Annotated in this window: 5 protein-coding genes and 1 pseudogene; 3 read left to right on the top strand and 3 right to left on the bottom strand. The window is 71.4% G+C overall.

Going from position 1 to position 4,007, the window contains the following annotated elements:
* Together JF597_RS00215 and JF597_RS00220 are read left to right on the top strand one after the other, a co-directional pair.
* The coding region (locus JF597_RS00215; protein WP_293986497.1) for a response regulator transcription factor at window positions 1-384 on the top strand (384 nt) is incomplete at its 5' end.
* A pseudogene (locus tag JF597_RS00220) lies at window positions 384-778 on the top strand (MFS transporter); the annotation flags it as partial. The gene JF597_RS00215 and the pseudogene JF597_RS00220, both read left to right, overlap by 1 nt.
* A gap of 123 nt (window positions 779-901) precedes the next feature.
* Here JF597_RS00220 and JF597_RS00225 read toward each other — a convergent pair.
* Together JF597_RS00225 and JF597_RS00230 are read right to left on the bottom strand one after the other, a co-directional pair.
* Window positions 902-1,642, bottom strand: a complete 741-nt coding sequence (locus JF597_RS00225) for an SDR family oxidoreductase (RefSeq protein WP_293986499.1) — start codon at window positions 1,640-1,642, stop codon at window positions 902-904.
* 67 nt (window positions 1,643-1,709) lie between these two features.
* Window positions 1,710-2,051, bottom strand: coding sequence for a helix-turn-helix domain-containing protein (locus tag JF597_RS00230; protein WP_293986501.1), 342 nt, complete (start codon window positions 2,049-2,051; stop codon window positions 1,710-1,712).
* Window positions 2,052-2,148: 97 nt separating this feature from the next.
* On the opposite strand from JF597_RS00230, the gene JF597_RS00235 reads away from it, so the two are divergent.
* Window positions 2,149-3,030 (top strand): NAD(P)-binding domain-containing protein, encoded by an 882-nt coding sequence (locus JF597_RS00235; RefSeq protein ID WP_293986503.1) that lies wholly within the window; start codon window positions 2,149-2,151, stop codon window positions 3,028-3,030.
* 59 nt (window positions 3,031-3,089) lie between these two features.
* Here JF597_RS00235 and JF597_RS00240 read toward each other — a convergent pair whose 3' ends face one another.
* Window positions 3,090-3,908: an SAM-dependent methyltransferase gene (locus JF597_RS00240; RefSeq protein ID WP_293986505.1), complete on the bottom strand. Its 819-nt coding sequence runs from the start codon at window positions 3,906-3,908 to the stop codon at window positions 3,090-3,092.
* Window positions 3,909-4,007: the final 99 nt, after the last annotated feature.

Consider the following 4,007-nt stretch of genomic DNA (forward strand, 5'->3'; position numbering starts at 1 on the left):
TTCATCGGCAAGGGCATCGGCGCCGAGGACCTGCTGGACGCCGTACGGACGATCGCCGACGGCGACACCCTTCTGTCCCCCGCCGCGACCCGTTCCCTCGTCGCCCGTTTCCTCGCCACACCGGACGAGGCCCCGTCACACCACTCCGAACAGCTCGCCGTGCTCACCCCGCGCGAACGCGAGATGGTGGCTCTGGTCGCGACCGGCCTGTCCAACCAGGAGATCGCCGAGCGGATGTTCCTCAGCCCCTTCACCGTCCGCGCCCACGTGCAGCGCGCCATGACGAAGCTGGACGCCCGCGACCGGGCACAACTCGTCGTCATCGCCTACCGGACGGGCCTGGCCCAGGCCGCCCCCGACGGCCGCACCGACCGCCTGGCGTAGTACTCGCACATGCCCTCGGCGCCCGTCAGTCAGTGGTGGATCCCGCGTTCCCGCTGCTGCAGCGCGAGTTGGGGGTCAGCCCCACCGAAGGGGCCCCGGTCGCCAAGGCGTTACTCGTCGCGGGCAGGCTCGGCGACCGCTACGGCGGAAAGCGGGAGCTGGTCCGGCTGATGGCCGTGGTCTCGGCCGGTGGTGTACTGGCCGGCCTGGCGCCGAACCTGCCGGTGCTGTTGCTCGGTCAGGTGCTGCAGGGCGTCATGGTCGCGGATGGTCTGTCCCGGCATGGAATGTTCGTGTTACCGGCGATGGCGATCATCGCGCGGCGACGCTCGTCGTGGCTCGCCTCATGCCGCATGATCCGCCGATACCGTCGGACAGCGGGATCGACTGGCCCGAGTTCGTGGCCATGGATCAGGCACTGGTCGACAACGGTGGGGCCACGCTCTTTCCCATCACGGCGCGGGCCTTGGAGCGACGGAACACCATGCTGCCCACTCAGCGCTGACGCTGCCGGAGCTCAGGTCAGGTTCAGGCCGCCGTCGAGCACGATGACCTCCCCGGTCAGATAGCCGCTGCCGATCACCGACGCCACCAGGTCGGCCACGTCAGCGGGGCGCGCGGGGCGGTGCATCGGTGCGCGGTCCCGCCACAGTTCGTGCGCCTGTACCCAGTCCTTCGTCATCGGCGTGTCCACGAGGCCCGGCGCCACCGCGTTCACCCGCACGTCGGGCCCGAGCGCGGCCGCGAGCAGCCGGGTGACGTGGTTCAGCGCGGCCTTGCTCGCCGCGTACGGCACCGAGGAACCCTTGGGCCGTACGCCGGCGTGGCTGGTGATGTTGACGATGCAGCCGCCGCCGGGGGACTGCCGTAGCGCCGGAAGGGCCGCGGTGCACAGCACCCAGGGCGCGATGAGGTTGACCTCCAGCAGGCGCCGCCAGTCCGCCGGGGTCGCCGCCGCGAGGTCCGCGTGCGGGATCGGCCAACTGATGCCCGCGTTGTTCACCAGCACGTCCAGCCGCCCGAAGTGCCCCAGTGCCGTCTCGACCAGCCCCCGGGCCTCCTCCTCCACTTCGAGATCGGCCTGTACGTAGGCACCGCCGAGTTCGGCCGCCAGTGCCTGCCCGGCCTCCGTGCTGCGCCGCGAGTGCACGACGACCCGCGTCCCGTCCGCCGCGAGGCGCCGAGCGACGGCCTCGCCGATCCCCGACGTGGACCCGGTGACCAGGGCGACGGGCCCGTCGCCGTGTTGGATGCTCATGACAGTGGATCTTGTCACGGCCCCCGCGGAAGGTCGTCACGGGTTTCCGGCGTGCCCTCTCCTGCGCCTACTGAGCGGTCGGCCGCCCGCGTCCCCAGGCGGCCAGCGGCCGGAGCGCGTCGTTGAGGCGCTCGCCGTCCTCGGTCAGTGAGTACTCGACGCGGGGCGGCACCTCGTCGTAGGACACGCGGCGCACCACCCCGTCCGTCTCCATCTCGCGCAGGTGGGAGGCGAGCACCTTCTCGGTGACCCCCGGAAGCAGCCGGCGCAGCTCGCCGAACCGGCGGCAGGGGTGCTCGTGGAGCGCCCACAGGATCAGCACCTTCCACTTGCCGCCGATCACCTCCATCGCGGCGTCGATCCCGCAGACATGTCCGTCCGGCGCACCCGGCCGGTTCAGCGTCGTCATGCCCCACCCCCTCCGACGTGCTCGCTCACCTCGGGGTAACCACCCACTCCGAAGTGCGTACTTGATCACTCGTGGGCCTGTGATCAGCCTAATCGGTATGACACAGAACACCGTTGAGAAGGACTCCGTCACCGTGCTGGGCCTCGGCGCGATGGGCACCGCGCTGGCCCGTGCCTGGCGTGCCGCCGGCCACCCGCTCACCGTCTGGAACCGAACTCCGGCCCGTGCCAAGCCCCTTGCCGCCGAGGGCGCGAAGGTCGCGGACAGCGCTGCCGAGGCCGTCGCCGCGAACACCCTGGTCGTCGTCTGCCTGTTGGACGACGCCTCGGTCGAGGACGCGCTGGCCGGCATCGACCTGGCCGGCCGGGACCTGGTCAACCTGACCACCAGTACCCCTGCCCAGGCCCGCGCCCGCGCAGAGTGGGCCCGCGAGCGCGGTGCCCGCTACCTGGACGGCGGAATCATGGCCGTCCCGCCGATGATCGGTGCCCCGGAGTCCGGCGGTTACGTCTTCTACAGCGGCTCGCGGGAGCTGTTCGAGCGGCACCGGGAGACGCTGGCGGTCCCCGCAGGCACCGTCTACGTCGGTCACGACGCGGGCTTCGCGGCGCTGTACGACATGGCCCTGCTCAGCGCCATGTACGGGATGTTCGCAGGGGCCGCCCACGCCTTCGCCCTGATCCGCAAGGAGGACATCGACCCCGCGTCGCTCGCCCCGCTGCTCGCCGACTGGCTCGTCGCGATGGCCCCGGCCGTGCACCGGACCGCCGACCAGCTGCGGAGCGGCGACTACACGCGAGGGGTCGTCTCCGACCTCGCCATGCAGGTGGCCGGCACACCGGCCTTCCTGAGCACCGCAGAACAGCAGGGCGTCAGCCCCGAACTGCTCCGCCCGTACTTCGAGTTGATGCGTCGCCGACTGGCCGAGGGCAGCGGGGAGGAAGACCTGACGGGCGTCATCGACCTGCTGGTGCGCTGACGGCCGTTCACCGCCCGGGCCGCCGTGCGGGCACTCGCGCCCGCACGGCCGACGCCGTGTCACGGCTTGATGCCCACCCCGGCCCACGCGCTGACCTCGGCGTCCGTGAGCTCCGGTCCTGAGCCCTGCGGGTCGTCCGGGCGCCACCGGTGGGTCAGTGAGACACCGGGGTCGAGCAGGTCGAGGCCCTTGAAGAAGCGGGCGACCTCCTGCCGGCTGCGGACCTGGGCCCGGGTGCCGGCGGCGGCGTAGATGCCGACGAGCTTCTCCCAGAGCTCCGGGGCGAAGTCGCCCGTGCAGTGGCTCACGGCCAGCGCGCTGCCCGAGGGCAGGGCGTCCAGGAGGCGGGAGACGACGCCGTACGGGTCCCAGTCGTCCGGGACGAAGTGCAGGATGGCGTTGAGGGACAGGGCCACGGGCTGGTTCAGGTCCAGGGTCCTGGCCAGCTCGGGGGAGCCGAGGATCGCCTCGGGGTCGGTGAAGTCGCCCTGGACGTAAGCCGTGCGGCCCTCGGGGGTGTTGCGCATCAGGCGCTCGGCGTACTTGAGGACCAGCGGGTCGTTGTCGGCGTACACCACCCTGGCATCGGGCACCACGGACTGCGCGACCTGGTGCAGGTTCGGCTCGGTGGGGATGCCGGTGCCTATGTCCAGCCACTGACGGATGCCGTGTTCACGGGCAAGGACGCGGGTGGCCCGATGCATGAAGGCACGGTTCTCCCGAGCACAGGTGAAGATGCCCGGGTAGACCGCCGCGACCGTCTCGGCCGCCTGCTTGTCGACGTCGAAGTGGTCCTTGCCGCCGAGGTAGTAGTCGTACATCCGGGCGGAGTGGGGCCGACTGGTGTCGATCTCCCGCGCGGTGTGGGAGTTGGTCATCCTGTCCCTTTCCGGTGGTGTGCGTGGGGGTGTCGGGCAGGTCGCTGCCGGGGCAGGTCCGGCTCGGGTGGTGGTTCAGCCCGCCGTGAGATGGTCGGC

It is taken from the genome of Streptomyces sp. (assembly GCF_019510245.1).
In the GTDB taxonomy this organism is placed as follows: domain Bacteria; phylum Actinomycetota; class Actinomycetes; order Streptomycetales; family Streptomycetaceae; genus Streptomyces.

Bases quoted from the DNA above. Each gene is read 5' to 3' on its own strand.
- JF597_RS00225 (WP_293986499.1), bottom strand. From the start codon at position 1,642: ATGAGCATCCAACACGGCGACGGGCCCGTCGCCCTGGTCACCGGGTCC.
- JF597_RS00230 (WP_293986501.1), bottom strand. From the start codon at position 2,051: ATGACGACGCTGAACCGGCCGGGTGCGCCGGACGGACATGTCTGCGGG.
- JF597_RS00235 (WP_293986503.1), top strand. From the start codon at position 2,149: ATGACACAGAACACCGTTGAGAAGGACTCCGTCACCGTGCTGGGCCTC.
- JF597_RS00240 (WP_293986505.1), bottom strand. From the start codon at position 3,908: ATGACCAACTCCCACACCGCGCGGGAGATCGACACCAGTCGGCCCCAC.